This is a genomic window from Streptomyces sp. NPDC006458, assembly GCF_040612135.1.
Taxonomy (GTDB): Bacteria; Actinomycetota; Actinomycetes; order Streptomycetales; family Streptomycetaceae; genus Streptomyces.
Genome location: NZ_JBEXPR010000012.1, coordinates 31726 through 56709, shown reverse-complemented (window position 1 = coordinate 56709; position 24984 = coordinate 31726). Strand labels below are relative to the sequence as shown.

Sequence of the window (24984 nt, the reverse complement as noted above, 5' to 3'; positions counted from 1 at the left end):
CCGTCGAGATGATCGTCGGACGAACGGGCCGGGGTGTTGACGCTCACGACCCTGCCGCCGCTGTGTCTCGCCGGCCCGGCGGAGTACGCGCGCGTGACCGCGATCGCGGCCGACGCGCCCGAGGGCGAGCGGGCCCGGCTCGCGCGCGCCCGTACCTCGCTCGGACGGCTACGGGCGCTGCGCGCCCCAGGGGGCCGGGAGCCGCCGCCCGCCCCGCTCTTCGGCCCCGGATCGCCGAGTGGCGGGGGCCGTGGCGGCAGGGGGCGGGCGGCGGCAGTGGCCACGGGTGAGCAGCTCGACGGGCCGGAGCGCGGCGACGTCGCACCTGTCCGAGGCGGCCGTACGGCGCCCGGTCCCCTTCGGAGCGGGGGCGGTTCGGGATGTAGGGACGGCTGGAGGTGTACGAAGGCGGGTGACGGGAGGCCGTCGCCGGGACGGTGGTGCCCCACGTGCCTAACCTGGTGATATGGCCACGGTGCGGGCGCACGGCGTCGATGTCGCGTACACCTGTTCGGGGCACGGTCCGCCCCTGGTTCTGGTGCACGGAGCGGGCGTAGACGGACGGATGTGGCGGCCCCAGTCCGAGGGTCTGGCCGCCGAGTTCACGGTCGTGGCCTGGGACGAGCCCGGCGCCGGCCGGTCCTCGGATCTGCCGCCGGACTTCACCCTCGCCGACTTCGCCCACTGCCTCGCCGCGGTGATCGAGGACGTCGGGCTCGGCCCGGCCCATGTCGCCGGGTTGTCGTGGGGCGGCACGGTCGTCCTGGAGCTGTACCGGCACCACCCGGAGCTCGTGCGGACGCTGATCCTGGTGGACACGTACGCGGGCTGGAAGGGATCGCTTCCGCCGGAGGAGGTCGCGGCCCGGGTCGAGGGCGTGCGGCGGATGCTCGCGGCGGAGGGGGAGGAGTTCGATCCGACGCTGCCGGGGCTGTTCGCGGGCGACCCGCCCGCCGCGTTCGTGCCGCTGCTCGACGCCATGGCGCGGGACGTGCGCCCCGCGACCATGGGCGCGCAGTTGTTCATGATGGCCGAGGCCGACCAGCGCGACCTGTTCCCGGAGATCGCCGTGCCCACGCTGCTGGTCTGGGGCGAGCGGGACACGCGGTCACCGCTGGGCGTGGCGCGGGCGTTCCGGGACGCGATCGACGGGGCGCGGCTCGTGGTGCTGCCCGGCGTGGGCCATATGAGCAATCTGGAGGCGCCGGAGGGCTTCGCGCGGGCGGTGCGCGGCTTTCTGCACGGGTTCAGGCCGCTGTAGGGCCGGACACGGTCCAGCCGGGGCTCTGCGGGTGGGCCGTGAGGTCCTCGTGCCGGACCTCGCCGCCGCAGGCGCGGCAGGTGACGACGGGGACAAGTTCGTTGCCGCAGTCGTGCTCGATCACCATCGGGCGGTCGCCGTCCGCGCGCAGATGGCGGTCGCCCCACTCCTTGAGGGTCATCAGGACCGGCTCCAGCTCCAGCCCGGCCGGTGTCGCCCGGTACTCGAAGCGCTGCGGGCGCTCGCTGTAGACGCGCTTGGTGAGGACGCCGGCGTCCACCAGGCGGCGCAGGCGGGTGGCCAGCACGTCGCGCGGGGCGCCGATGTTGCGTGCCAGCTGGTCGAAGCGCCCGTTGCCCAGGCAGACCTCACGGAGCACGAGCAGGGAGTACTTCTCGCCGACGAGCGCGAGAGCGTCGGCGATCGAGCAGGGGCGCGGGTCCTTGGTGGCGGCCATGCGCCCCAGTCTAGGGGAGGGTTTGATTTTCAAACCAAGGTGGGTTTGATTTTCCAACTGACAGCGTTATGGTGAGTTCGGATTTCCTACTCGGATTTCCTACTCGGACTTCCTACGCACCGGTAATCGCGCCGGTCGTCGGTCCGCACCGCGGCAGCACGGACCGGCCGCCCCTGCCCTCACAGGAACAGGAGGCCCCGCACATGCGTGACGCAGTGATCGTCGAAGCCGTACGCACCCCCATCGGCAAGGGCAGGCCCGACGGCTCCCTCGCCCAGGTCCACCCCGTCGAACTCCTCGCCCACACCCTGCGCACCCTCGTCGAGCGCTCCGGTGTCGACCCCACGCTGATCGACGACGTGATCGGCGGCACCGTCGACCAGGTCGGTGAGCAGGCCATGAACACCACGCGGTACGCGGTACTGTCGGCCGGCTTCCCCGAGACGGTCCCGGCGACCACTGTCGACCGCCAGTGCGGCTCCTCGCAGCAGGCCGTGCACTTCGCCGCGCAGGGCGTGATCTCCGGCGCGTACGACCTGGTCGTCGCCTGCGGGGTGGAGTCGATGAGCCGGGTGCCGATGTGGTCCAACGTGCCGCCCGGCACCGACCCCTTCGGTCCGGGCGTCGCCGGGCGCTACCCCGAGGGCCTGGTCCCACAGGGCATCAGCGCCGAGCTGATCGCCGCCAAGTGGTCCCTGACCCGGGAGCGGATGGACGCCTTCGCCGTCTCCTCGCACGGGCGTGCGGCGGCCGCCTGGGAGCAGGGCCTCTTCGACGCCGAGGTGGCACCCCTGGACGGCGTCTCGCGCGACGAGTGCGTACGTCCCGGGACCACCCCGGAGATCCTCGCCGGACTGCGGCCCGCCTACCTGGACCCCGGCTTCGCCGAGCGGTTCCCGCAGATCGAGTGGAACGTCACCGCGGGCAACGCCAGCCCGGTCAACGACGGCGCCTCGGCCGTCCTGATCACCTCCGGCGAGACCGCGGCCCGCCTCGGCCTGCGCCCGCTGGCCCGGCTGCACAGCTTCGCCGTCACCGGCTCCGACCCACTGCTGATGCTCACCGGCGTCATCCCGGCGACGGAAAGGGTGCTGCGCCGGGCCGGGCTGTCCCTGGACGACATCGACCTGTTCGAGGTCAACGAGGCCTTCTCCAGCGTCGTCCTGGCCTGGCAGCAGGAGACCGGCGCCGACCTGGCCAAGGTCAATGTGCACGGCGGCGCCATCACCCTCGGCCATCCCCTCGGTGCCAGCGGCACCCGGCTGACCACCACCCTCGTGCACGCCCTGCGTGAGCGCGGTGCCCGTCACGGGCTGCAGACGATGTGCGAGGCGGGCGGCCTGGCCAACGCGATGGTCCTGGAAGCCGTCTGACCCTTCAGTACCCGCGCAGGTGGTGCCGCTTGCGCCAGGCCACCACCGCGCCCACCAGCGCCGGTACGGCGATGCAGGCCATCGCGATCAGGAAGGCGGGCGAGGTCGGCGTGGAGGCGCGGGCGCCCGCGACGACATAGGCGGCGGTGTTCGGGACCGACCCGAGCGCCGTCGCCAGCAGGAACGGCAGCCAGCCCATCCGGGAGATCGCGGCGCAGTAGTTCGCCGCCTGGAACGGCACCCCGGGGAACAGCCGTACCGCCAGCATCGAGCGGAACCCGTGCCGGCTGAGCTGCCCGTCCGCGGCCGTCAGCAGCCGGCCCCGCAGCAGCGGGCGCAACGCGTCCTGGCCGAGGACCCGCCCCAGACCGAAGGAGAGCCCGGCCCCCAGCACGGTGCCCGCCACGGCCGCGCCCAGCCCCAGCTGGGAGCCGAACAGCGCGCCCGCGGCGAGGTTCAGCAGAGGCCGGGGCACGAACGCGACGGTGCACAGCCCGTACGCCAGCGCGAAGACGAGCGCCGCCGCGGCACCCCCGAGATGCGGTGGCCATCCGTCGGCCAGCAGCCGCTGCGGCTCGAACACCAGCACGGTCGCGACAGCACCCGCGAGCAACGCCACGAGCAGCGAGAAACGGGACCAGGGCGAGAGCAGCAGGCGTGTGCAGCGCCCCGCGAGGCCGGCGGCGGGCACCGGCGCGGGGACGGCGACCGGTTCCGGGACGGCGAGGGGAGCTGCGACGGCGGTGCCCCCAGAACGGGTGGTGGCATCGAGCGGCATCCGGTGACACTAACCGACAAACGTGTGTGATCGCCGTATGGTTCGTCTCATGAGCGCCACAGGCACCGGCCCCGTCGCGGTCCCGGACAGCGCACTGGCCGACACTCTGCTGGCACGCCTCACCGACGTCTACCCCGGCGCCGCCGACCCCGCGCGGGCGGCGGCCATGCGCGCGTACATGAAGGACGCGGCCCCCTTCCTGGGTCTGCCCACCCCCCTGCGCCGCGGTCTGTCGCGCACGGTCACGGAGGGCACCGCCCGGCCCGCCGAGCCCGACCTGACGGCCGTGGCCCTGCGCTGCTGGCAGCTGCCGGAACGGGAGTACCACTACTTCGCCGTCGACTACCTGCGCCGGTACGCGAGCCGCTGCTCCTCGGGCTTCCTCCCCGTCGTCCGGCATCTCATCGTCACCGTCCCCTGGTGGGACACCGTCGACCTGCTGGCCGCGCACATGGTCGGGACGCTGGTCGCGGCCGACCCGGCGCTGACCGCGGACATGGACGCCTGGATCACCGACGACGATCTGTGGATCGCCCGGACCGCCCTGCTCCACCAGCTCCGCTACAAGGAACGCACCGACCGCGACCGCCTCTTCGCCTACTGTCTGCGCCAGTCCGGCCATCCCGACTTCTTCATCCGCAAGGCCATCGGCTGGGCCCTGCGCGAATACGCCAAGACCGACCCCGGCGCCGTCCGCGCCTTCCTCGCCCACGAGCGCGCCCGCTTCGCGCCCCTCACGGTCCGCGAGGCGCTGAAGAAAATCGGTGCCTGACCAGCCCCCCGCACCTGACACAGTCGGGGACGACTGCCACGCACCCGAAAACGGCTAAATCGAAGCCCCTCGGATCCCCGCCCGCTTCGCGAAACACCCGGCCAGGACCGGGTCACCGCCACCGCTGGACTGAGCAGGAGGTCAGTAGCGGACAACGGCCGTGGCTGATCCCCTCCGTTCGCGTAGCCGGCCGGTAGCGCTGTGTCAGTACTTGCCCCTAGGCTTGGCCGCATGTCCCCCGATTCCGAGGCCCTTGGTTCCGTGCCCTCCGCACACGAGGTCAACGAGCGGATCCGCGCGCTGTGGAGACGTGCCGGCGGTAAGCTGACGGCTCAACAGCGCTCGGAGTACGAGCTGTTGGTGGTCGAGTGGGCCGCAGCGGTGCGCGGCGAGGTGGTGGAGGCGGCCTGACCGGCCGCGGACCCCGGCGTCACGCGCGCAGGTGGCCGACGAGCTCGTCGCTCAGCTCGTACGGCCGCTCCCGCGGCAACAGCGCGGCCGCGGCCCGCAGTTCGCCGGCCCGCACCAGGTCATGGATCTCGGTGGCCAGCGGCGTGACGTCCCGGATCCCCACGATCCACTCGTCCGCGTACCGCTCGGTCGCCTCCCCCGCGAGGCCCAGCTGCAACGACCGGTAGGGCAGCGGCCGCAGCCGCAGATCCCGCTCCGGATCCCACTGCACCCGCGCGGGCGACCGCTGCAACTGCCGCTTCCACGCCGCCTGATCGGCGTACAGCCCGGGCACGTAGTGCGACAGGCACGCGTTGCGCAGCGCCCACTCGAAGCCGTCCCGGGTGATCTCGACGGCGAGGACCGTCTCCTGCCCCTCCTTCACGCCCCAGCCGCAGCGGTACATCATCCACAGGAAGGACGGCTTGATCCAGGTCATCCGGTCCCGCTTCCAGGAGGACGGGAAGCGGCCGTCGCGGGCGGCCGGGCGGCCGATTCCGGGGCGGTAGGCCTGGTAGACGGTGATCGTGGTGTCGGTGTGGCGGGCGCGGACCTGGAATCCCGGTTCCGTCGCGGTGTCCCCCGCGCCGGCGGGTTGTCGTTCGTTCACCGCCCCAGCCTCGTCGCAGCGCGCCCCGCGGGGCCACCGAATATCGCGCCGCGCGCCCGTGGGACCACCGCTGTCCGGCCTCGCGCCGCACCGCCGTCACCGAACATCCCGCCGCACTCCCCTTGGCTCCGCGCCCGTCACCCCCGACACTGAGCCGATGACGCAGCGTGTGGAGCTCGCGACCGTGATGGACCGGATGGCCGTGGACGAGGTGGTCACCGACTACGCGGTGGCCGTGGACGACGGCGACTGGGAGGCGTACCGGGCGCTGTTCGCCCCGGGCGGGCGGGCCGACTACCGGTCGGCCGGCGGGATCGAGGGGCACGCGGCGGACATCGCCGGGTGGCTGGCGCGGACCCTGCGGATGTTCCCGATGCGCCAGCACCTGATCGTCAACCGGCGGGTGCGCTTCGGTGTCCTGGAACGCGACACCGGCGACACCGCCCGCGTCCAGGCCGACTACATCAACCCCATGAGCACGCTCGGCGACGGCGCGGCCGCCCCCGACTTCGTGTGCGGCGGCCGGTACGCGTTCGCGCTGGTCCGCACGTACGACGGATGGCGGCTGCGCGAGGTGGTCGTGCAGGAGAAATGGCGGCGCCTGCCGGACCTCGCCGGGACTCCTGTGATCAACTGAGCCGATCCGTGCGGGTCTCGGCGCGGGGTGCTCCGGCAGCGCCCTCTGTACCGAGATCGTCGGCCGCGTGACACTGGAGGCCCCACGGGGTAGGGAGGCGTCGTATGAGGACGTTCGGGCACTGGCTCACCTCCCCGTGGCGGCGGTCGCTGCTGGCGGCGCTCGCCGGCGCGCTGCCCATGCTCGCCTTCCCGGCCCCCGCGCTGTGGTGGTTCGCCCCCGTGGCGCTGGTGCCGTGGATCCTGCTGGCCCGCACCGCGCCGACCGGCCGCAGAGCGGCGTACGACGGCTGGTCGGGCGGCTTCGGCTTCATGCTGGCGGTGCACCACTGGCTGGTGCCGAACCTGCATGTGTTCACCTTCGTGATCGCGGCCCTGCTCGGCGCGCTCTGGGCCCCCTGGGGCCTGCTGGTGCGCCGTTTCCTGGCGGGCACGCCGGGGCCGCGCCGGATCGCCGGAGCGCTGCTCGTGCTGCCCTCGGCCTGGCTGGCGGTGGAGCTGGTGCGCTCCTGGCAGGGGCTGGGCGGGCCGTGGGGCATGCTCGGCGCCAGCCAGTGGCAGGTGGCCCCCGCGCTGCGGCTGGCGTCGGTGGGCGGGGTATGGCTGCTGAGCCTGCTGCTGGTGGCGGTGAACACGGCCGTCGCCGTCCTCGTCGTGAGCCGCGCGGCCCGGCTGCCCGCCCTCGCCGCACTGCTCGCCACGGCGGCCGCCACCTCGGCCGCCTGGATGTGGGCGCCCCGGCCGGACGTGGAGAGCCGGGTCAGGATCGCCGTGGTCCAGCCCGGTGTGATCAAGGGCGACGGCAGCGGCGCCCGCCGCTTCGACCGCGAGGAGCAGCTCACCCGGGCCCTCGTCGGACAGCACCCCGACCTGATCGTATGGGGCGAGAGCAGCGTCGGCTTCGACCTGGGCGACCGCCCCGACCTGGCCCGCCGGATCGCGGCGCTGTCCCGGGCGACCGGCGCCGACATACTCGTCAACGTGGACGCGCGCCGCTCCGACCGGCCCGGCATCTACAAGAGCTCGGTCCTTCTCGGCCCCGACGGCCTCACCGGCGGCCGCTACGACAAGATGCGTCTGGTGCCCTTCGGCGAGTACGTGCCCTTCCGTTCGGTGCTCGGCTGGGCCACCTCGGTCGGCGAGGCGGCCGGTGAGGACCGGCGGCGCGGCACGGAGCAGGTCGTCATGGACGTGGGCGGCCTGCGGGTCGGCCCGATGGTCTGCTTCGAGTCCGCCTTCCCCGACATGAGCCGCAAGCTCGCCGAGGACGGCGCCCAGGTGCTGATCGCCCAGTCCGCCACGTCGACGTTCCAGCAGAGCTGGGCACCCGGACAGCACGCCTCGCTGGCCGCGCTGCGCGCCGCCGAGAGCGGCCGCCCGATGGTGCACGCGACGCTGACCGGCGTGTCCGCCGTGTACGGGCCGGACGGCGGCCGGGTCGGCTCGTGGCTCGGCACCGACACGAGCGCCGGCCGGGTGTACGACGTGCCGCTGGCCTCCGGCACCACGCCGTACGTCCGCTTCGGCGACTGGCCGGTGTACGCGGCCCTGCTGGTGCTGACGGCGCTGTGCGGCGCGGAGATCGTCAGGGCGCTGCTCAGGCCGCGCCGGAACGCTCCTGAACCGCGTGTACGACCCGCTCGCACAGCTCGTGAGTGGCCAGCGCGTCCCGTGCGCTGAGCACCCTGCCCTCGCGCACGGCGTCCAGGAAGCCCAGCACCGCCTGCTCGATGCCGCGCTGACGGGCCACCGGCACCCAGTCGCCGCGCCGCCGCACGGTCGGCTGGCCCTTGTGGTCGATCACCTCGGCGAGGTTGAGCACCTGTCGCTTGGTGTCCTGCCCGGAGACCTCGAGGATCTCCTCGTTGGATCCGCTCAGCCGGTTCATCACGCCGAGCGCGGTGAAGCCGTCCCCGGCGAGTTGGAGCACGACGTGGTGCAGCAGCTCGTCCCGCACGCGCGCGCGTACCGTGACGTCGTCGACCTCGCCGGGCACCAGGAAGCGCAGGGTGTCCACGACGTGGATGAAGTCGTCGAGGATCATCGAGCGCGGTTCCTCGGGCAGCCCGACGCGGTTCTTCTGCATCAGGATCAGCTCGCGCGGGTGGTCCGCGCACTGCTCGTAGGCGGGCGCGCAGCGCCGGTTGAAGCCGACCGCGAGCGACACACCGCGTTCCTCGGCGAGGGCGACCAGCCGCTCGGAGTCGGCGAGTTCGTAGGCGAGCGGCTTGTCGACGTACGTCGGTACGCCCGCCCGCAGCAGCCGCGTGACGATCTCGGGGTGCGCGGCCGTGGGCGCGTGCACGAACGCGGCGTCGAGGCCCTCGGCGATCAGCGCGTCGAGGTCCCGGTGCCGCTGCCCGGCGGGCAGGTGCAGACCGTCGCCGACCTGGTCGAGGGTGGCCGGGGTGCGCGTCTGGAGGTGCAGCTCGATCCCGGGCTGCACCCCGAGCACCGGCAGATACGCCTTCTGCGCGATGTCACCGAGCCCGATGCAGCCAACCTTCACGGAGTACTCCTTGGATGCTTGCCTGCCGTGCCCTGCCCGGGCAGCATACGGCGGTGCGCCCGGCTCGACGACACGCCGGGGCCGGGAAAACGGCTGGTGGAGGGGCGGCCGGCCGGGTGACCATGGAGGCATGACGAGCATGCGACACCTGCCTGCCCCGGCTGCCGACGAACGCGCGATGCTGGAGGGCTGGCTGGACTTCCACCGCGGCACCCTCGCACGCAAGTGCGAAGGTCTCACCGACGAGCAGTTGCGCACGGCGTCGGTGCCGCCGTCCGACCTGACCCTGATGGGGCTGGTGCGGCACATGGCGGACGTGGAGCGGATCTGGTTCCGCCATGTGCTGACGAACGACTCCCCCGGGCCGATCTACTTCAGCGACGAGGACCCGGACGGCGAGTTCCATCTCACCGAGGCGGACACCTGGCAGGAGGCGTACGCCACCTGGCAGGGCGAGCTCGCCGTCGCGCGGAGCAACGCGGCCGGGTTCGGCCTCGACGACCTGTCCGAGGGACGCACCCGGCACGGCGACGTCCCCAGCCTGCGCTGGATCTACACCCACATGATCGAGGAGTACGCCCGGCACAACGGCCACGCCGACCTGCTGCGCGAGACGATCGACGGGTCCACCGGCTTCTGACCCCGCGTCACCCGGCAGGTGCCCGCGCCCTCCTTACGGGGGCGGAGATCACCCGTGCGGGGCATCCTGTGCCTGTCCGCCGTCCCGCTGGGCGGCGGACCCACCAGAGTGGCGCGAGTGCATCGAACGACGACCACCGCAACGCTCCTGGTCACCGTGGCTGTCTCGGCCCTCACCGGCTGTGTGACGGTCCAGCGCCCCATGGCGCCCCGACCCCCGGCGGCACCGGTCCAGCCGGCGCCGCCGCGCCCGGACGGCCGGGCCGAGCCGCAGATCGTCCAGGCCCCGGCCCGTGAGGCGCTGGAGCTGGCCGGCCGGCGCCGGCCGTCGACGCCGCCCCCGTCGTCCGCACCGCGCGGCCCTTCCGCAGTGCCGCCCGCGACGGCCCGGAACGCACCCGGCGGGCCCCCGGCGGCCCCGCGCGCCCACGGTCCGGGCCGGCCGCACTCGCAGCCCCACCCGCACGAGCCCCGCCGCTCCCGCCCGGCCGTGCCGCCCGTGGAGCTCTCGGACATCTCGAAGTCCGTCCGCGAGAACGCCGACGTGTGCGCGCTCGGCAGGAGGTTCGGCGGCTGGCGCGCGGACAGCCCGGAGGCGAGGGTGTGCGAGCAGGCCTACGGACGCTGAATCTGAGCAGGCCTCCGGACGCTGAATGCCCCTCGACCGCCAGATCGCCACACCTGCGGCCGCCGTCGGCCGAGCACTCAAGCCCGCCGCAGGCCGAGCGCTCCGCTCCGCCGCCCCTTCTCAGGCCGAGCGCTCCGCTCCGCCGCTCTACGGCCGCTGTCGCGGCGCCCCCCACGGCTCCCCCGGCGGGTCCTCCCCGCCCTCCTCGGCCAGCCGTCGCTCCAGCCGGCCGATCGCCGCACGGACGCCGTCCCCGTACCCGTCGTCGGCCAGACACTCCGCGGCGGTGCGCGCGCGGCGCAGGTGGGTGCGGGCGGCGTCGGGCCGGTCGAGTCGGACGTAGTCGGCGGCCAGGTTGAGATGCAGGGAGGGGTAGAGGGCACGGACCGCGGGCGCGCCCTCGTGGGCGGCCAGACGGTCGTCCGTCAGCTCCTCGGCCGCCGTGAGCGCCCTCAGGTCCCAGGCCAGTTCCGCGTCGGGGTCGTCCTGGGTGTCGGCCATGTAGTGGGCGAGGGTGCAGCGGTGCAGGGGGTCGCCGTCCTCGCCGATCTCGGCCCACAGGGTGAGGAAGCGCCCGCGGGCCTCCTCGCGGTCGCCCGCGTGATGCAGCATCACCCCTTGGCCGATCCGGGTCATCACGGCGTCCGGCGCCGCCTGTTCCTGTCGCTCCGCCACCAGGCCGCCCTTCGCAGGTTCCCAGGTCCCGACGCCGCTCCGCACGGATCGCGCCGGACACGCTCGACGCTTCGAACGCTAACGGCAGCGCACCCCGATCCCGGCCAGGCGGGCCCGTACGGCGCCCGTACGGCACGCTGGGGGCGCCCCGGGCGGTCCGACGCGGAACCGGCCCGGGGCGGGGGCTGGTCAGCCGAGGTTCGGGATGCGCCAGTCGATCGCGGCGTGGCCCTGCGCGGCGACGGCCTCGTCGATCTGGGTGAAGGGCTGTGAGCCGAAGAACTTCTTCGCGGACAGCGGGGAGGGATGGGCGCCCTTCACCACGACGTGCCGGGACTCGTCGATCAGGGGGAGCTTCTTCTGGGCGTAGTTGCCCCAGAGCACGAACACCGCCGGGTCGGGCCGCCCGGCCACCGCGCGGATCACCGCGTCGGTGAACTTCTCCCAGCCCTTGCCCTTGTGCGAGTTGGCCTCGCCGGCGCGGACGGTGAGCACCGCGTTGAGCAGCAGGACGCCCTGCTCGGCCCACGGCATGAGGTAGCCGTTGTCCGGGATCGGCAGGCCGAGCTCCGCCTGCATCTCCTTGTAGATGTTCCGCAGGGAGGGCGGGGTCTTCACGCCCGGCCGCACCGAGAAGCACAGGCCGTGGCCCTGGCCCTCGCCGTGGTAGGGGTCCTGGCCGAGGACCAGGACCTTGACCTCGTCGAAGGGGGTGGCCGCCAGCGCGGCGAACACCTCCTCGCGCGGCGGGTACACGGGACCGTTCGCCCGCTCCTCCTCGACGAACTCCGTCAGCTCCTTGAAGTAGGGCTGCTGGAGCTCGTCGCCCAGGACCCCGCGCCAGGACTCGGGCAGCATGGCGGTGTCGGTCACGTCAACTTCCTTACGGTGTGCGGTCGGTTCCAGAGTTTGCCGGACTTGCAGAACTCAGAACCTACAGGCGCCCACTGACAGCGGGGCCCGGACCGCCCACCCGCCGGTGCCCCGGCCCGGCCCGAAGGCCGGTGCCGGGCGGTCTACCAGCTCGTCTTGCGGTGCAGCTGCCACATCATCATGATCGACGACGGGTCGAGGGCCTGCGCCCCGCCGGAGATGTCCTCGCTGGCGGCGACGTACTGCTTGCCCTGCCACAGCGGCAGCAGCCGCGCGTCCTCGACGAGGAGCCGCTGGGCCTCCTCGAAGTCCCGAACGACCTGTCCGCGGTCGCTCTCGCGGCGCGAGCGCGGCAGCAGGGTGCCGGTGATCTCGGTCGCCGGGTAGGGCGTGCCGAGGGCGTTCTCGTTGCCGACGAACGGGGCGATGAAGTTGTCCGGGTCGGGGAAGTCGGGGGACCAGCCGCGGCCGAAGACCTGGTACTCACCCTTCTGGTAGCCCGCGACGTAGGTCTTCCAGGGCCGGCTCTTCAGGGTGATCGTGAACAGTCCGGAGGCCTCCAGCTGCCGCTTGAGTTCCTTGAAGACCACGGCGGTCTCGGAGCCGTAGCGGTCGGTGGTGTACCAGAACGTCAGCGGCACGGTCTCGGTGATACCGGCCTCTTCGAGGATCTTGCGGGCCTGCTCGGCGTCGGGGTCGCCGAAGGTGTCGAAGTAGGCGGTGGTGTGGCCGGTCAGGCCGGTGGGGACCATGGAGTACAGCGGGTCCACGGTGTCCTTGTAGATCTTGTGCGCGATGGCTCCCCGGTCGACGATCTGCGCGACGGCCTTGCGTACGGCCGTCTTGCCCGCCCACGCGTCCTTGGGGTTGAACACCACGTAGCTGATGTCCATGCCGCTGCCCTCGACGAGCTGGAGGCCGGCGCTCTCGTTCTTGATCTGCAGGGAGACGACGTCGTCGGCGGCCAGGCCTCGGTAGGTGACGTCGATGCGCTTGTCCCGCAGGGCCTTGACCATGGAGGCCGAGTCCTGGAAGTAGCGGATCGTCACGGCGCTGTTGCGGCGCTCGGCGCTGCCCTTGTACTGCTCGTTGCGGACCAGGACGGCCTTGTCGTTCTCGGAGTACGAGTCGAGCGTGTAGGGGCCCGAGCCGTCGATGTGTCCGTCGTCCTCGCGCAGCTTGTCCGCCGGGTACTCGTCCGGGTCGACGATCGACAGTGCCGGGGTGGCGAGCACGAACGGGAAGGTGGCGTCCGGGGTCTTGAGGTGGAACAGCACCTGGCGGTCGCCCCGCGTCTCGACCCGCTCCAGGCTGCCGAGGAGTCCCCACGGCCCGGTGTCCGCCTTGATCTTGAGGATGCGGTCGACGGAGTACTTGACGGCCTCGGCGTCCAGCTTGCCGCCGTCGGAGAACTTCAGCCCCTCGCGCAGTTCGCAGCTGTACGTCGTGTTCGAGGTGTCCGTGAAGGAGCACTCCTCGGCCGCGTCGGGCTCGGGCGCCGTGGAGCCCTCGGAGTAGCTGAGCAGCGTCTGGTAGACGTTGCGGAACAGCTCCCACGAGCCGTCCCAGGAAGCGGCCGGATCCAACGTGCTGGGGGCGCTGGTGGTCCCCACCACGATCGGGCCCTGGTCGTCGCCGCCGCCGTCGGAGAACAGGCTGCATCCGGTTGCCAGGGATATGGACGCGATCGCCGCGATACTCCGCAGGAATCGGTTCCGGTTGAACACGCGCACGCTCCTCGATCTGCCATACCAAGGGTCGGCAGACACTACCGCAGCGCTCGCGCCCGTAGGAGCGCTCAAACATAACGTAGTTGACCAATTCAAGGATGACTACGTTGTCATCACTCTGGGCGGCGCCGTTACTACTCGTTTCGCGCCGTTTCCGTAGAGACACGGGCGCCGTTTCCGTCCACCGGAATCCGTCACATTCGACGGTCCGGAGGGAAACGGCGCCCGGCTCTGTCACACAGCGGTGCGGTCGGCGCCTCAGGCGACGCCCGCGTTGAGGAAGATGCCGCCGTCCACGACGAGCGTCTGACCGGTGACCCACGCCGACTGCTCAGAGGTGAGGAACGCGGTCGCGCCGCCGATGTCGGACGGCACACCGAGGCGGCCCAGCGGGTAGGCCGCGGCGGCCTCCACCTCCCGGCCCTCGTACAGGGCCTCGGCGAACTTGGTCTTCACCACGGCCGGGGCGATGGCGTTGACCCGCACCTTCGGCGCGAACTCGTGGGCGAGCTGCACGGTCAGGTTGATCATCGCGGCCTTGCTGATGCCGTAGGCGCCGATGAAGGGCGAGGGGGCGAGGCCGGCCACCGAGGCGATGTTGACGATCGCGCCTCCGTTGTCCTTCTGCCAGGCGTGCCAGGTCTTCTGGGCGAAGCCCAGCGCCGAGACCACGTTGGTCTCGAACACCTTGCGGGCCACGTTGAGGTCGAGGTCGGCGATCGGGCCGAACACCGGGTTCGTACCGGCGTTGTTGACCAGATGGTCGACGCGGCCGAAGGCCTCCATGGTGCGCTCGACGGCCTGGGCCTGGTGGTCCAGGTCGTGCGCCTTGCCCGCGACACCGATGGCGCGGTCGGCGCCGAGCCGGTCGACGGCCTCCTTCAGCGCGTCCTCGTTGCGGCCGGTGATGCAGACGCGGTCGCCGCGGGCGATGAGGGCCTCGGCCACGCCGTAGCCGATGCCTCGGCTGCCGCCGGTGATCAGGGCGACCTTGCCGGAGAGTGCGGGGAGTTCAGTCATGTCCGTGTTCCTGATCGCTAGTCGAGCGGGCCGCCGGCCACGTACAGCACCTGGCCGGAGACGAATCCGGCCGCCTCGCCGGTGAAGAAGGCGACGGCGTTGGCGATGTCGTCGGGCTCACCGACGCGCGCCACGGGGATCATCGTGGCGGCCGCGGCCTTGAAGTCCTCGAAGCCCATGCCGACACGCTCGGCGGTGGCAGCGGTCATGTCGGTGGCGATGAAGCCCGGGGCGACGGCGTTGGCGGTGATGCCGAACTTGCCGAGTTCCTTGGCGAGGGTCTTGGTGAAGCCCTGGAGACCGGCCTTGGCGGCGGAGTAGTTGGCCTGGCCGCGGTTGCCGAGCGCGGAGGACGAGGAGAGGTTGACCACGCGGCCGAAGCCGGCGTCGACCATGTGCTTCTGGATCGCGCGGGTCATCAGGAACGAGCCCTTGAGGTGCACGTTCATGACGATGTCCCAGTCGGAGACGCTCATCTTGAACAGCAGGTTGTCGCGCAGGACGCCCGCGTTGTTGACGAGGATCGTGGGCGCGCCGAGTTCCTCGACGACGCGCGCGATCGCGGCCTCGACCTGGGCCTCGTCGGAGACGTCGGCGCCGACCGCGACGGCCCGGCCGCCCGCGGCGGTGATCTTCTCGACGGTGTCCTTGCAGGCGGCCTCGTCGAGGTCGATCACGGCGACCGCGCGACCCTCGGCCGCGAGCCGTACGGCGGTGGCCGCACCGATGCCGCGCGCGGCACCGGTGACTACTGCGACCCGCTGCTCAGTGGTGGACATTGCTGGATCTCCTCGCCCTTGAGAGACGTGACGTGCGGTGAGCGACCGCTTAGTACCTTCAGCAGTCGAGACGCTAGAAGCCCTGGCATCCGGTGTCAACGCCACGCGGGCCCATGTGATCCATTACCCGCCGTGCACGCGCCCCCGCCCGCCCGCCGCGCCGCGGGGCCCCTGCCCTCGGGCGGGCCCGTCAGCGCACCAGGAGGTCGAGCAGGCGTTCGGCCTCGGCCGCGGGGTCGATGGTCAGGCCCGTGTGGACGGGGCCGGGCTGGACGACGGTGGAGCGCGGCGCGACCAGCCAGCGGAAGCGCCGGCCCGCGTCGTCGGCCTCGGCCTGGCCGGCGCCCGCGCCCCCGCCGCACACGGCCTCCACGGCGCGCAGCGCGGCACGGACACCGGCCACGTCCGCCCTCGGGTCGAGCGCGAGAAGACGGGACTCGTCGAGATGGGTGCGGGCGCCGACGTAGCCGCGGGCGCGGCAGTACACCAGGACGCCGGCGTTGACGCACTCGCCGCGTTCGATGCGCGGCACGACCCGCAGCACGGCGTACTCGAACACCTCGCGGTCGCCGCCCTGCCCGGCCCGGGTGAAATGGCGCTCGGTGATGTGACCTGCGACGTTGATGCGGGTGTCGCTCACTTGATCCCCTCGATCCGTTCGTGAATCACGGCCGCCCGGGCGAGGAGCGGCTCCGTGTAGGCCCGCCGCAGCGCGTCGGCGGAGTCGAACCCGGGCTCGTCGGCCAGCCACACCTCGGGGATCTCTGCCGTCACCTCGGCTAGCAGCTCCTCGGTGACCCCCGGTGCCAGTTCGGCGGCGGCCGCGGCCACGTCCGGGGCGAAGGAGGCGAGCGCGTGGTCGGAGGCGTCGTAGGGCCGGGCGGCGGAGGCCAGGGCGCCGGGCCAGTTGTGGTGCCAGATCATGGTCGCGCCGTGGTCGATCAGCCACGGCTCGCCCTGCCACATGAGCATGTTGGGGTTGCGCCAGGACCGGTCGACGTTGTTCACCAGCGCGTCGAACCAGACGATCCGGCCCGCCTCGCGCGGGTCGACCGTGAAGGCCAGCGGGTCGAAGCCGAGGGCGCCGGAGAGGAAGTCCATGCCGAGGTTGGTGCCGCAACTGGACCGCAGCAGGTCCTGGACCTGCTGCTCCGGTTCGCCGAGGCCGAGGAGCGGGTCCACTTCGACGGTGACCAGGCGGGGCATCCGGAAGCCGAGCCGGCGGGCCAGTTCGCCCACCACGACCTCGGCGACGAGGGTCTTGCGGCCCTGTCCGGCGCCGCTGAACTTCAGGACGTAGGTCCCGCTGTCGTCGGCCTCGACCAGCCCCGGCAGCGAGCCGCCCTCGCGCAGCGGCGTGATGAACCGGGTCGCGATGACTTCCTTGAGCATCGCCCCAGGTTACTGGGGCGTTCATGCCCGCCGGGACGCGCCCCGGCGGGCATGGCGGTACGTTCGGGTGACGACGCGCGTGGCGGCTGAACGACGGCGCCGCGCGGGCCGTAACCCTTTACGGAGCAAGGGGACGACAGGTGAAGGGAACGGCAATGGCCAGCGAATCGGTTCAGCCCACGACGGGTCCGGCCCGGCGCACCGTCATGGCGGCGGCCGGGGCGGCGGGGATCACCGTCGCACTGACCGCCTGCGGGTCCGGCGACGGCGGAGGCGGCAGCGGCGACGGCGGAGGCACCGAGACGGGCGCGGGGACCGTGCTCGGCAGGACGTCGGAGATCCCCGAGGGCGGCGGCAAGGTGTTCGGGGACGTCAAGGTGGTGGTGACCCAGCCGACGGCGGGCGAGTTCAAGGCGTTCTCCTCGACCTGCACCCATCAGGGCTGCCAGGTGAAGGAGATCGCGGACGGAATCATCCACTGCCCCTGTCACCTGAGCGAGTTCTCGGCGACGGACGGCAGTGTGAAGAAGGGTCCGGCGACCCGGCCGCTGCCCGCGGAGAAGATCACGGTCGAGGGCGACACCATCACCCTGGCGTGAACATCAGCCCCGGCGGGGCCTCTTGAGGGCGCTCAGCACGTCGTCGGTGGTGGCGAGGGTGGCCACCAGCGCGAGGGTGTTGCGGATCATCGCGGCCGTGTACGCGGCGGGCACCCCGGCGATCGCGTCGGTCGGGACGACGGCGGTGTAGCCGAGGTTCACCGCGTCGAAGACGGCGTTGGGGACGGCCACGTTGGCCGAGACACCGGTGACGATCAGCGTGCGGCAGCCGAGGTTGCGCAGCAGGGCGTCGACCTCGGTGCCGTGCAGCGGCGACAGCCCGTGCAGCCGCCGTACGACGAAGTCCTCCTCGGCCACCTCGATCGGCGGGGCCACGCGCACCGCGGTCGAGCCGGAGAGCTGGCGCACGGGAAGGCGCTCGGCGACCCGGAACAGCCGCGCGTTGCGGTTCGCGCCCCGTCCGTCGGGACGGCGTTCGGCCAGGGCGTGGATCACCTGGACGCCACTGGCGCGGGCGGCGGTCACCAGCCGGGCGACACGGGCGAGGGCGCCCGACGCCTGTGCCTCGCGGGCGAGTTCGGGGAGCGCCGCATCCGGCCCCACCACCCCCCGCTGGCACTCGACGGTGAGCAGCGCGGTCGCCGCGGGGTCCAGGATCTCGCGCAGTGCGTCGTACGACGGCATGCCACTCCCCCTTGTCACGGGCGGCCGGTCGGGCGAGAGTAGCGGCCGTTGCGTGCGGGCGGAAGACGAGCCATGCTCTCTTCTGACTGATCGTCAGCTCCGCGTGGGGCGGAGGGAATCGCATGGCCGGAGGGAATCCCATGCCCGTGACCCAGCGCCGGGGCCGGCGGATCATGATGACGGCCGAGGAGACGGACGCCTTCCTCGCCGCCGAACGCACCTGCCGGGTCGCGACCGTGTCCGCCGACGGAGCCCCGCACGTCAGCCCGCTGTGGTTCGCCTGGGACGGCAGCGCGCTGTGGCTGTACTCGATCACCCGCAGCAAGCGCTGGGCCGACCTGCGCCGCGACCCACGCATGGCCGTCACCGTCGACGCCGGGCACGACTACGACGAGCTGCGCGGTGTCGAACTGACCGGCCGGGTGGACGTCGTGGACGAGGTGCCGCGCACCGGCCGGGAGCACCCCGAACTCGCCGCCGTGGAGCGGCTGTTCGCACGCATGTACTTCGGGCTCGACGAACTCCCGCACGACGGGCGGCACGCGTGGCTGCGGCTTGCCCCCGAGACAGTCAGGTCGTGGGACTTCCGGAAGCCGGCGTCGCTGTAGTCGTCTGCGCCACGCACTCCCCCGCCGCCCGCAGCGCCCGCACCGCGGCCCGGATCGAGGGCCGGCGGTCGGCGTCCGCGCGCCACACGACGTAGACGTGCCGCCGCACCCGCTGCCGCAGCGGCACGGTCACCACGCCCTCGGGCATCGGGTGCCGGCCGAGCAGCGGCGCGATGCACACCCCGAGGCCCGCGGCGACCAGCCCGAGCTGGGTGTGCGTCTCACCCGCGCGATGCCCGACGATCGGCTCGACGCCCCGGGAGCGCAGGGTGAACATCAGCCACTCGTGGCAGAACTCCCCCTCGCCCCAGGTGATCCACTCGTCCTCGGCGAACTCCCCGAGGTCCACCTCGTCGCGGTCGGCGAGCCGGTGCCCGGCGGGCATCGCCACATCGGCGGGGTCGTCCAGGATCGGGGCCTTGACCAGGCCGTCGGGCAGCGGCATCGGCTTGTTGTACCAGTCGAGCACGACCGCGAGATCGAGATCGCCGCGCACCACGGCCCGGATACCGTCCTCCGGCTCCAGCTCGCAGGAGCGGACGCGCAGACAGGCGTGCTCGGCGCGCAGGGCGGCCAGAGCGGTGGGGAACAGCCCGCGCGCGGCCGTCGGGAACGCCGACAGCCTCAGCTCGCCGGCCACCTGTCCGCGCTGCGCCTCAAGATCGGACTGGGCGAGCTGCACCTGCGACAGGATGCGCGCCGCGTGCTCGGCCAGCAGCCGGCCCGCGTCCGTGAGCCGCACGCCCCGCCCGCGCCGGGCGAGGATCTGCTGCCCGACCTCCCGCTCCAGCTTGGCCATCTGCTGCGAGACGGCCGAGGTGGTGATGTGCAGGCCCTCCGCGGCACCGCTGACCGAACCGTGCCGGGCGAGGGCGTCGAGGGTGCGCAGGCGCTCCAGATTCAACATATAAGCGATGCTACGAGATAACAGGGGCACATTCTCGATTGTGCTACGAGATCGTCTGACGGCATCGTGGTCCCCATGACGACCGCCGGCACGCCCGCCACCACCCGGCCCTCCGCCACGGCCGGACCGGCAGCCACCACCACCCGCCCCCGCCGCACCCTCGACTGGCGTCTGCGCTTCGCCGGCCTCTCGCTGATCTGGGGCTTCAGCTTCCTGCTCATCAAGGTGGGCACCGACGGGTACGCCCCCTTCCAGGTCACGCTCGGCCGACTGGTCTTCGGGACAGCGGTACTGGCGGCGGCGATGGCGGTGAAGCGGGAGCGGCTGCCGCGCGGCGCGCGGACCTGGGGACATCTGGCGGTCGCCGCGTTCCTGCTCAACGCCCTGCCGTTCTCGCTGTTCGCCTACTCCGAGCTGACCATCCCCTCCACCCTGGCCGGCATCTGCAACGCGACCTCCCCGCTGTGGGGCATGGCCCTGTCGCTGGTCGCCCTCTGTGAGGACCGGCCGACGCGCGTGCGGGTCGCCGGGCTGGGCATCGGCTTCCTCGGGGTGCTGACGGTCCTCGGCGCCTGGCAGGGCTTCGCCGGGCTGGACGCGACCGGCACGGCACTGGCGCTGCTCGCCTCGCTGAGCTACCCGGTCGGCTGGATCTACGTCCGCCGCACACTGGCCGGTTCCGGGCACTCGCATCTGTCCCTGACGGGCGCCCAGTTGCTCCTCGCCACGCTGCAACTGGCGGTCGTGACACCGCTGTTCACCTCACTGCCGACACGCTTCGCGCCCGGCCCGTTGCTGGCGATCGCCGCCCTCGGCGCCCTCGGCACCGGGCTGGCCGTCCTGATCCAGTACGGCCTGGTCGCCGAGGTCGGCCCGACGACGGCCCAGATGGTCACGTACTTCATCCCCGTCATCGCCACCGCCGCCGGGGTCGCCCTGCTCGGCGAGTCCCTGGCCTGGTCGACACCGGTCGGCGCGCTGGTCGTGCTGGCGGGGGCGGCGCTGACCCAGGCGCGCCCCAGGGCGGGGGGCTGACCCGGGCGGGTGCGGGAGCAACTCGCCCGCGCCGAACCGGGCGTGCGGGAAGACCGCCCACCCGACCGGAACCGGGCCTGACCGTACGCCCGCGCCGAACCGAGCGCGCGGAAACGCCGCCCGCCCCGGCTCAGACGTACCGTCGCCCCTCCCCCGCCCCCGCCCCCACCGCCGAGGCGATGGCGTCCGCGAGCGGCCCCGTCTCCGCGGCGGTCAGGGACGACACGGTGATCCGGATGCCGGGCGGCGACTTCAGCCGGAAGCGCGCACCCGGGGCCACCGCCCAGCCCGCGTGCAGCAGCCGGGCGACCGCGCCGGTCTCGTCCGGCACCGGGATCCAGACGTTCATACCGCTGCGCCCGCGGCCGGTGATACCGCGCTCGGCGAGCGCCCCGATCAGGGCGTCCCGGCGCCGCCCGTAGGCCGCCGCGACAGCTTGCGCGTCCACCGCGCCCTCGGCCCACAGCAGCACGACGGCGCGCTGCGTGATCCGGCTGATCCAGCCCGGCCCGAGCCGCTGCCGCCCGCGGACCCGGCCCATGGTGACCTCGTCGCCCGTGAGCACGGCGAGCCGCAGATCGGGCCCGTACGCCTTGGCGGCGGACCGTACGAGCGCCCAGTGCCGGGTGGTGCCGGCCAGCGGGTGCAGGGGCAGGTCGACGATCCGGTGGCCGTGGTCGTCCTCGATCAGCAGGGTCCCGGGGTGCTCCCCGAGCACCTCGCGCAGGGCCCGCGCGCGCGGGGCGGCGATCGCGGCGCCGGTCGGGTTCTGCGCCCGGCAGGTGACGATCAGGGCGCGCGCCCCGGCGGCCAGGGCCGCGCGGACGTCGTCGGGGAGGGGGCCGTCGTCGTCGACACGGACCGGGTGGAGGCGCAGCCCGAGCGCCGGGACGAGGTCGAGGACGCTGCCCCAGCCGGGGTCCTCCACGGCGACGGCGTCCCCGGGCTTGAGGTGGGCGGCCAGGACCCGCTCGATCGCGTCGAGGGACCCGGAGGTGACGACCACCGGCCCGGCCGGCACACCGTCGGCGTCCAGGTCGGCGCGCGCCAGACGGGCCAGCTCCGGTTCGATCTCCGCGTCCCCGTACAGCACCGGCTCCCGGTCGCCCCGCTCTGCGGCCGCCGCGAAGGCCGGGGCCAGCCGGGGCAGCAGCGCCGGGTCCGGGTTCCCGTTCGCCACGTCGCGCACACCCTCGGGCACGTCGACGCGGATGGACTCGCGCCCACTGGTGGCGGGCCTCGGCCGCACCCGGCTGCCGCGACGGCCGTGGGTCTCGATGACACCGCGTTCACGCAGGACGCGGTAGGCGGCCGCGACGGTGTTGGGATTCACCCCGAGGCGTTCGGCCAACTCGCGCATGGGTGGCAGCAGTTGGCCCGGTTCCAGGGCACCGGCGGCCACCGCGTGCTCGACGCTCGCGGAAATCTCCGCTGCGCCCCGACCTTCGATCCGATATTCTCCTAGCACAAAGCCAATTATGCACTAGTACAATGGAGAACACCATGCAGGGGACCTCGCAGCCGACGGCACCCGCCGCCTACACGCCGACCGACCGCACGGTCCCCACACGTTCCGCGGAGCGCGCCGCCTACGACAAGGAGCTGGTGCACGCGATATTGGACGAGGGTTACGTGTGCCACCTCGGTTTCGTCCGCGAGGGCTCCCCGGTGGTGCTGCCCACGCTGTACGGCCGGGTGGGCGAGCGGCTGTACGTGCACGGCTCGACGGGTTCGCGCCCGCTGCGGATGACCGGCCAGGCGGACCCGGGACTGCCGGTGTGCCTGACGGTGACCCATGTCGACGGACTGGTGCTGGCGCGCTCGGCCTTCCACCACTCGATCAACTACCGCTCGGTGGTGGTGCACGGCGTCGCCCACGACGTGACCGACCCCGAGGAGAAGCGGACCGCCCTCGACGCGCTCGTCGACCACGTCGTACCGGGCCGCGCCGCCGACTCCCGCCCGGCCAACAAGAAGGAACTGGCCGCCACCGCCGTCATCCGCCTAGACCTGGACGAGGTCTCGGCCAAGGTCCGCACCGGCGGCGTGAACGAGGAGCCCGAGGACTACGCCCTGTCCCACTGGGCCGGTGTCGTCCCGCTCCGCAAGGGCTACGACGCCCCGCTGCCCGACGCCCGGCTCGCCCCCGGCACCGGGCTGCCGGACTACCTGACGGCGATGCTCTGATGCTCGTCCACCCCTGGGACGCGCCCCGTGAGAACGCCGAGTGGCAGCGCTGGTCCGTTGACTGCACCAACTCCTTGCTCGGTTCGACTGGAGTGCTGGGTCTCGGGAGAGTTCCGGTGTACATGAAGCTCCTTCGATTCATCGAGATCTGATTGACGGTCGGGCTCAACTGCCCCGCGTGGGTGCGGTGGTGGCAGGTACGACACCGTCGTTGCCGTGGTACGTCGTGGATGCCGCTGACCGAGAGATCCAGCCGGTCAGCAGCTACCTGCGGGACCTGACGCTCGGCGACGTCAGCCCGCTCACCTGCCGCAGCTACGGCTACGACCTGCTGCGCTGGTATCGGGTGCTGTGGGCCCTGGACGTCGGCTGGGAACAGGCCACGGAGGCGGAGGTCGCCGCGCTCGTGGGGTGGCTCCCCTGCGCCCGAAACCCCCAGCGAAAGCGGCCGGCTTCTACTCCTTTCACCAGCCCTTCGGCCGTGGTCCGGCGGTCAATCCTGTGCCGGAGAACCGGGCTCGCCGGGCGGCGTTGGCTCACCGGTCGCCGATTGAGGCCCGCGCCCAGCACCGTCGTGGCCCTCTGCGGCCGAAGGTTCCGCTCCGGCAGCCGCGGGCGATGCCCGATCAGCAGTGGGACAAGCTGTTCGCACAGATGAACTGCGCCCGGGATCGGCCCCTGCTGTCCTGCTACATCTCGTCGGGGGCACGGGCCTCGGAACTGCTCGGCATCCGGCTCGGGGATGTCGAGTGGCAGAAGGGCCAGCTCTGGGTGATCTCCAAGGGCACACGCGCCCGGCAGCCCGTTCCGCTCTCCCCGGAGTCCCTCGCTCACCTGGCCTGCTCCCTCACCTTCTTGCGCGGCAAGCGCGAGCAGGCCCGCCGCTTTCAGCGCAGCGGCCCCGTCTCGCTCGGGTTGCCGGTGCTCCCCGCGCAACGACCCCGGGACGGGCAGGACAGCGACTGAGCTGCAGAAACTGTGAGGCAGTGCACAGAGCTCCACCGGTAGCGTCCCCGTCGTGAATCTTCACCTCATCAATGACGTGCCCGACGGGCTGACTGGAAGAGCCCGCTCGTTTGTCAGCGCACACGCCATCAAGGTCGATACCAAGCAAGTCGAACAGCACAGGCAATGGTGGCTTGACCGGAAAGTCCCTGTTGCGGTGATCGACCGAATGGCGGCCTATCAGGAGCGATGGGGCGGTCTGCTCCTGCCGCCCGCGTCGCAGTACGACGGTGGCCCAAAGTACTTCGACCCTGATTCGCCGGAAGGGACAACGTCTGAGGGGTGGTGGTTCGAAGCGGGGATGCAACGGACGGCAGTCCCTTTCTCCTTCATGATCGGGCCAGCTGGAGAATTCGGTATCCACGCAGATCGGTGGACGCCCCTTCATTCCACCGTTGAGGGATGGGTGGAGTCGCTCGCGCTGAGCCACCACGCATCCATGTGGGCGAAGCAGATCACCAAGGTCACCGGCGATGACGTCGATCGCATCGCGCTGGACGCCTACGAGCCAGTGCGAGAGGTGATGGGGCTGGCGGACACCTGGTGGCGGGGAGCTGACTCACTGGTGGCGATCTATTCGGGGGAGGCCGAGTGTTTCTCCTTCCCCAGGGCTCGCACCGCATTGATCTACTCCGGCCTCGACGAGTGGGGACTGCATGGAGGAGTCGAGATGACTGAGGACGGTGGAAACGTCACATCGTGAGCCTGGGACTCATGCGGACCGCCCACGGGGTAGTGCAGAGAAGGCTGGCCGTGCACGACTTCGGCCAGCTCGTCGTCAACGGCCTGCCCGGCGAGCCACCGCATGTCCAGCCCCTGCACTTCGCCTACGACGCCCGGCGCGGCGACGCCGTGACCCACCTGGCCCGCCCCAACCCGCTGTGGCCCGCGCTGGAAGCGGCCCCCGACGTCGTCGTCAGCGTCGTCGACGACTACGTGTACGTCCCCGGCCCCTGGCAGGCCGCCCCGGACGCCCCGCCCGAGCACGGCACGCCGACCAGCTTCTACGCGGCGGTCCAGCTGCGCTGCCGGGCGTGGATCGTCGACGACCCGGACGAGAAGGCCGCGCTGCCGCACCGGCAGGTCGGCCACTTCCAGCCCGAGGGCGGCTCGGCCCCCGTCGTGGCGGGTGAGGTGCCGTACGGCCGGATGCTGCCCGGGATCCGGGGGCTGCGGCTGGAGGTGACCGGCGTGCGGGCGAAGTTCAAGTACGCGGGCAGCAAGGAGGCCGGCGTCCAGGACCGCATCGCCGAGCGCCTCGCCGAACGGGCGGGCCCGCGGGACGGGGCGGCACGTGAGCATGTGCTGCGCAGGCGGTCGGCATAGGGGCGGAAGCCGTATGTGGGGGCGACGAGTGGCCGGCCTGCGCGGGAGGCCCGTGTGGGAGCCCGTGTGGGAGGCCCGCCGAGTGGGGGC

General features: G+C 72.4%; 29 protein-coding genes. 15 read left to right on the top strand and 14 right to left on the bottom strand.

Features of this window, described 5'->3' with window-relative positions:
- Positions 1–466 precede the first annotated feature (466 nt).
- The gene (locus ABZZ79_RS18035; RefSeq protein WP_356689904.1) at positions 467–1261 is read left to right on the top strand and encodes an alpha/beta hydrolase; all 795 of its coding nucleotides are present in this window, start codon (positions 467–469) and stop codon (positions 1259–1261) included.
- Here the strand turns inward: ABZZ79_RS18035 and ABZZ79_RS18030 are convergent.
- Complete coding sequence (locus ABZZ79_RS18030; RefSeq protein ID WP_356689903.1) at positions 1248–1718, bottom strand: helix-turn-helix domain-containing protein; 471 nt, start codon at positions 1716–1718, stop codon at positions 1248–1250. The genes ABZZ79_RS18035 and ABZZ79_RS18030 overlap by 14 nt on opposite strands.
- A 203-nt stretch (positions 1719–1921) precedes the next feature.
- Between ABZZ79_RS18030 and ABZZ79_RS18025 the strand changes: the two genes are divergently transcribed.
- On the top strand, positions 1922–3091 hold the full coding sequence (locus ABZZ79_RS18025) for a thiolase family protein (protein WP_356689902.1): 1170 nt from the start codon (positions 1922–1924) through the stop codon (positions 3089–3091).
- 4 nt (positions 3092–3095) lie between these two features.
- Here the strand turns inward: ABZZ79_RS18025 and ABZZ79_RS18020 are convergent, their stop codons facing one another.
- Positions 3096–3869, bottom strand: coding sequence for a VTT domain-containing protein (locus ABZZ79_RS18020; protein ID WP_356689901.1), 774 nt, complete (start codon positions 3867–3869; stop codon positions 3096–3098).
- A gap of 49 nt (positions 3870–3918) precedes the next feature.
- Between ABZZ79_RS18020 and ABZZ79_RS18015 the strand changes: the two genes are divergently transcribed.
- Positions 3919–4641, top strand: a complete 723-nt coding sequence (locus ABZZ79_RS18015) for a DNA alkylation repair protein (RefSeq protein ID WP_356689900.1) — start codon at positions 3919–3921, stop codon at positions 4639–4641.
- Between the two features lie 231 nt (positions 4642–4872).
- Positions 4873–5052: a hypothetical protein gene (locus tag ABZZ79_RS18010; RefSeq protein ID WP_356689899.1), complete on the top strand. Its 180-nt coding sequence runs from the start codon at positions 4873–4875 to the stop codon at positions 5050–5052.
- 19 nt (positions 5053–5071) lie between these two features.
- Here ABZZ79_RS18010 and ABZZ79_RS18005 read toward each other — a convergent pair whose 3' ends face one another.
- The gene (locus ABZZ79_RS18005) at positions 5072–5701 is read right to left on the bottom strand and encodes a DUF4291 domain-containing protein (RefSeq protein WP_356689898.1); all 630 of its coding nucleotides are present in this window, start codon (positions 5699–5701) and stop codon (positions 5072–5074) included.
- Positions 5702–5858: 157 nt separating this feature from the next.
- On the opposite strand from ABZZ79_RS18005, the gene ABZZ79_RS18000 reads away from it, so the two are divergent.
- Complete coding sequence (locus tag ABZZ79_RS18000) at positions 5859–6338, top strand: nuclear transport factor 2 family protein (protein ID WP_356689897.1); 480 nt, start codon at positions 5859–5861, stop codon at positions 6336–6338.
- Positions 6339–6442: 104 nt separating this feature from the next.
- On the top strand, positions 6443–8017 hold the full coding sequence (gene lnt / locus ABZZ79_RS17995; protein WP_356689896.1) for an apolipoprotein N-acyltransferase: 1575 nt from the start codon (positions 6443–6445) through the stop codon (positions 8015–8017).
- Here the strand turns inward: lnt and ABZZ79_RS17990 are convergent.
- The gene (locus ABZZ79_RS17990; RefSeq protein ID WP_356689895.1) at positions 7935–8846 is read right to left on the bottom strand and encodes a Gfo/Idh/MocA family oxidoreductase; all 912 of its coding nucleotides are present in this window, start codon (positions 8844–8846) and stop codon (positions 7935–7937) included. The two genes, lnt and ABZZ79_RS17990, sit on opposite strands and share 83 nt — an antisense overlap.
- A gap of 130 nt (positions 8847–8976) precedes the next feature.
- Between ABZZ79_RS17990 and ABZZ79_RS17985 the strand changes: the two genes are divergently transcribed.
- Both ABZZ79_RS17985 and ABZZ79_RS17980 read left to right on the top strand, forming a co-directional pair.
- Positions 8977–9486 carry a DinB family protein gene (locus ABZZ79_RS17985; RefSeq protein WP_356689894.1) on the top strand — a complete coding sequence of 170 codons (510 nt, stop codon included), beginning with the start codon at positions 8977–8979 and terminating at the stop codon, positions 9484–9486.
- A 117-nt stretch (positions 9487–9603) separates the two neighbouring features.
- On the top strand, positions 9604–10113 hold the full coding sequence (locus tag ABZZ79_RS17980) for a hypothetical protein (RefSeq protein ID WP_356689893.1): 510 nt from the start codon (positions 9604–9606) through the stop codon (positions 10111–10113).
- A 147-nt stretch (positions 10114–10260) separates the two neighbouring features.
- On the opposite strand, the gene ABZZ79_RS17975 is transcribed toward ABZZ79_RS17980, so the two are convergent.
- The 7 genes from ABZZ79_RS17975 to ABZZ79_RS17945 all read right to left on the bottom strand — a co-directional run bounded on the left by ABZZ79_RS17975 (position 10261) and on the right by ABZZ79_RS17945 (position 16582).
- Positions 10261–10788 carry a hypothetical protein gene (locus tag ABZZ79_RS17975; RefSeq protein ID WP_356689892.1) on the bottom strand — a complete coding sequence of 176 codons (528 nt, stop codon included), beginning with the start codon at positions 10786–10788 and terminating at the stop codon, positions 10261–10263.
- 189 nt (positions 10789–10977) lie between these two features.
- Positions 10978–11661 (bottom strand): uracil-DNA glycosylase, encoded by a 684-nt coding sequence (gene ung / locus ABZZ79_RS17970; protein WP_356689891.1) that lies wholly within the window; start codon positions 11659–11661, stop codon positions 10978–10980.
- Positions 11662–11804: 143 nt separating this feature from the next.
- Positions 11805–13388 carry an ABC transporter substrate-binding protein gene (locus tag ABZZ79_RS17965; protein ID WP_356689890.1) on the bottom strand — a complete coding sequence of 528 codons (1584 nt, stop codon included), beginning with the start codon at positions 13386–13388 and terminating at the stop codon, positions 11805–11807.
- Between the two features lie 261 nt (positions 13389–13649).
- The gene (locus ABZZ79_RS17960) at positions 13650–14411 is read right to left on the bottom strand and encodes an SDR family oxidoreductase (protein ID WP_356689889.1); all 762 of its coding nucleotides are present in this window, start codon (positions 14409–14411) and stop codon (positions 13650–13652) included.
- A gap of 17 nt (positions 14412–14428) precedes the next feature.
- Entirely contained in the window at positions 14429–15190 is a 762-nt protein-coding gene (gene fabG / locus ABZZ79_RS17955; RefSeq protein ID WP_356689888.1) for a 3-oxoacyl-ACP reductase FabG, read from the bottom strand.
- Positions 15191–15380: 190 nt separating this feature from the next.
- Positions 15381–15830, bottom strand: a complete 450-nt coding sequence (locus tag ABZZ79_RS17950) for a DUF3037 domain-containing protein (protein WP_356689887.1) — start codon at positions 15828–15830, stop codon at positions 15381–15383.
- Entirely contained in the window at positions 15827–16582 is a 756-nt protein-coding gene (locus ABZZ79_RS17945; RefSeq protein WP_356689886.1) for a HipA family kinase, read from the bottom strand. The genes ABZZ79_RS17950 and ABZZ79_RS17945 overlap by 4 nt, the downstream gene beginning before the upstream one ends.
- Before the next feature lie 155 nt (positions 16583–16737).
- On the opposite strand from ABZZ79_RS17945, the gene ABZZ79_RS17940 reads away from it, so the two are divergent.
- Complete coding sequence (locus ABZZ79_RS17940; RefSeq protein WP_356689885.1) at positions 16738–17181, top strand: Rieske (2Fe-2S) protein; 444 nt, start codon at positions 16738–16740, stop codon at positions 17179–17181.
- Positions 17182–17184: 3 nt separating this feature from the next.
- Here ABZZ79_RS17940 and ABZZ79_RS17935 read toward each other — a convergent pair whose 3' ends face one another.
- On the bottom strand, positions 17185–17826 hold the full coding sequence (locus ABZZ79_RS17935) for a cysteine hydrolase (protein ID WP_356689884.1): 642 nt from the start codon (positions 17824–17826) through the stop codon (positions 17185–17187).
- 140 nt (positions 17827–17966) lie between these two features.
- Between ABZZ79_RS17935 and ABZZ79_RS17930 the strand changes: the two genes are divergently transcribed.
- Positions 17967–18434, top strand: a complete 468-nt coding sequence (locus ABZZ79_RS17930; protein WP_356689883.1) for a pyridoxamine 5'-phosphate oxidase family protein — start codon at positions 17967–17969, stop codon at positions 18432–18434.
- On the opposite strand, the gene ABZZ79_RS17925 is transcribed toward ABZZ79_RS17930, so the two are convergent.
- Entirely contained in the window at positions 18397–19341 is a 945-nt protein-coding gene (locus ABZZ79_RS17925; RefSeq protein ID WP_356689882.1) for a LysR family transcriptional regulator, read from the bottom strand. The genes ABZZ79_RS17930 and ABZZ79_RS17925 overlap by 38 nt on opposite strands.
- A gap of 75 nt (positions 19342–19416) precedes the next feature.
- On the opposite strand from ABZZ79_RS17925, the gene ABZZ79_RS17920 reads away from it, so the two are divergent.
- Positions 19417–20376: a DMT family transporter gene (locus ABZZ79_RS17920; protein ID WP_356689881.1), complete on the top strand. Its 960-nt coding sequence runs from the start codon at positions 19417–19419 to the stop codon at positions 20374–20376.
- Between the two features lie 130 nt (positions 20377–20506).
- Here ABZZ79_RS17920 and ABZZ79_RS17915 read toward each other — a convergent pair whose 3' ends face one another.
- Positions 20507–21844, bottom strand: coding sequence for an aminotransferase class I/II-fold pyridoxal phosphate-dependent enzyme (locus ABZZ79_RS17915; protein ID WP_356689880.1), 1338 nt, complete (start codon positions 21842–21844; stop codon positions 20507–20509).
- A 35-nt stretch (positions 21845–21879) separates the two neighbouring features.
- Between ABZZ79_RS17915 and ABZZ79_RS17910 the strand changes: the two genes are divergently transcribed.
- The 4 genes from ABZZ79_RS17910 (at position 21880) to ABZZ79_RS17895 (ending at position 24894) form a co-directional block, all read left to right on the top strand.
- Positions 21880–22563 (top strand): pyridoxamine 5'-phosphate oxidase family protein, encoded by a 684-nt coding sequence (locus tag ABZZ79_RS17910; protein WP_356690069.1) that lies wholly within the window; start codon positions 21880–21882, stop codon positions 22561–22563.
- 618 nt (positions 22564–23181) lie between these two features.
- Entirely contained in the window at positions 23182–23529 is a 348-nt protein-coding gene (locus tag ABZZ79_RS17905) for a tyrosine-type recombinase/integrase (protein WP_356689879.1), read from the top strand.
- Between the two features lie 52 nt (positions 23530–23581).
- A complete protein-coding gene (locus ABZZ79_RS17900; RefSeq protein ID WP_356689878.1) occupies positions 23582–24271 on the top strand; it encodes a hypothetical protein in 690 nt (229 codons plus the stop codon).
- Between the two features lie 11 nt (positions 24272–24282).
- Positions 24283–24894 carry an FMN-binding negative transcriptional regulator gene (locus ABZZ79_RS17895; protein WP_356690067.1) on the top strand — a complete coding sequence of 204 codons (612 nt, stop codon included), beginning with the start codon at positions 24283–24285 and terminating at the stop codon, positions 24892–24894.
- Positions 24895–24984: the final 90 nt, after the last annotated feature.